This window comes from Candidatus Saccharimonadales bacterium (assembly GCA_036397795.1).
Classification (GTDB): domain Bacteria; phylum Patescibacteriota; class Saccharimonadia; order Saccharimonadales; family DASWIF01; genus DASWIF01.
This window is the reverse complement of record DASWIF010000031.1, coordinates 1-1,540: the sequence shown is the minus strand read 5'-3', so window position 1 is coordinate 1,540 and position 1,540 is coordinate 1. Positions and strand designations below refer to the sequence as shown.

Below are 1,540 nucleotides of genomic sequence, written 5' to 3'. Positions count from 1 at the left end.
GTAGGCAGTAAAGAGACAAAAATGAACAGAAAAGAGACAAAAGTAGACAGGAAAGAGACAAAAGTAGACAGGAAGGAGACAAAAGTGGACATTGGGCAGTGGTGATTGGTGATTGGTGATTAAGTTGTCAAGTCCTGAAATAAGTTGACACAAAAATGACAACTATTACACATTAAAATCCAAGATAAACATTAACCGGGCTACGCAGCCCCAATGAACAATGGGGTCTTTCAAAATTGTATAAGTAGATGGCCTCCTCAACCGCCAATTGAGCGTGTTGCAAGTCAACAAAAAGGTCATCCAGAAAATATTCGCACTTTAAAATACCATTCATACGTTCAGCCAAGGCATTTTCGTAACAGTTGCCAACCTCGCCCATGCTGGAGAGGATACCAGCCGATTTCAACTGGTCGGTGTAAGCGCAGGCGGTGTATTGAACCCCGTGGTCGGAGTGGTGAATCAGGCCGGCCAGGTCAAGCCCGTTCGACTGCTTAAGGGCGCGGTTCAAGGCTCGTAAGCAACCCTCGGCTGCCAATGAGGTGGACAGGTCATAGCCGACGATGTAGCGGGAAAAGGCATCGGTAATCAAGGACAGGTAGACAAAGCCCTGCTCGGTCTGGAGGTAGGTGATGTCAGAGACCCAAACTTGATTGGGGCGTTCGACCGCCACTTCCGCCAGCCGGTTGGGACAGCGCCACAGACCGGCCCGGGTGGTGCGGCGGCGACTGCGTTTGGTCGGAACCAACAGGTCGTGCTGCCGCAGCAGGTCGAAAAAAGCATCTCGACCTCTCGTAATACCCGCCTCCGCCATTGGTTTTTGCAGTAGATAGTGCAGCTTGCGGCCGCCCAGTCGCGGATGGCGCTGCCGGATGTCCTTGACCAGCCCCAATAGCAGCTCGTCTTCGACCTCTTGCTGCAACTGTCGCTTCTGAGCCTGGTAGTAGGCTTGACGGCTGATGCCGAACCATCCGCAGGCGACCTGTTTGCTGACCTGCCCGCTCGCGGTGGCGCTCACGATAACCTCCTGCCGAAATTTTTTTTAAGGTCCATTTCCAACCGTTCGCTGGCTACTTCCAATGTCGTCGTCAGCATCCGGTTATCGATGACCGCGTCCGCCAAGGCTCGCTCTAACTCAGCGATTCGAGCCTTCATCGCTTTGACTTCCAACTGGTCCGCCACTGTTTGGATGACCACCTTTTCGGACCGATAACCCGAACGGCTGTACTTCTTGACCCACCGTTCCACCGTCCGATGACTGCCGATGCCGTACTTTTGTCGTAGACTGGTGATACTGGCTCCAGCTTCGTACTCTCGTATGACTTGCTGCTTGAATGACTGACTGTATCGTTTGACTGGTTCTTTTTTCATTGTTTCCTCCGTCCTGGTTGTCATTATACCTGTAAACTATATCCAGGACGGGTCACTCTTTTGCCGCTTGCCTCTTGCAACTTGCCTCTTGCTGGTTGATTGGCCTGGTGGTGGGTTGTTGCGGATAATTGCTTACTGAGTAGATACACACACAATAGGGTATAACAAGATG

At 51.8% G+C, this 1,540-nt stretch carries 2 protein-coding genes; both read right to left on the bottom strand.

Annotated features, from left to right (window positions below; all coding sequences use genetic code 11):
- Positions 1-172 precede the first annotated feature (172 nt).
- Positions 173-1,015, bottom strand: a complete 843-nt coding sequence (locus tag VGA08_01800; protein HEX9679329.1) for an IS3 family transposase — start codon at positions 1,013-1,015, stop codon at positions 173-175.
- Positions 1,012-1,392, bottom strand: a complete 381-nt coding sequence (locus VGA08_01795; protein HEX9679328.1) for a transposase — start codon at positions 1,390-1,392, stop codon at positions 1,012-1,014. The genes VGA08_01800 and VGA08_01795 overlap by 4 nt, the downstream gene beginning before the upstream one ends.
- Positions 1,393-1,540 lie beyond the last annotated feature (148 nt).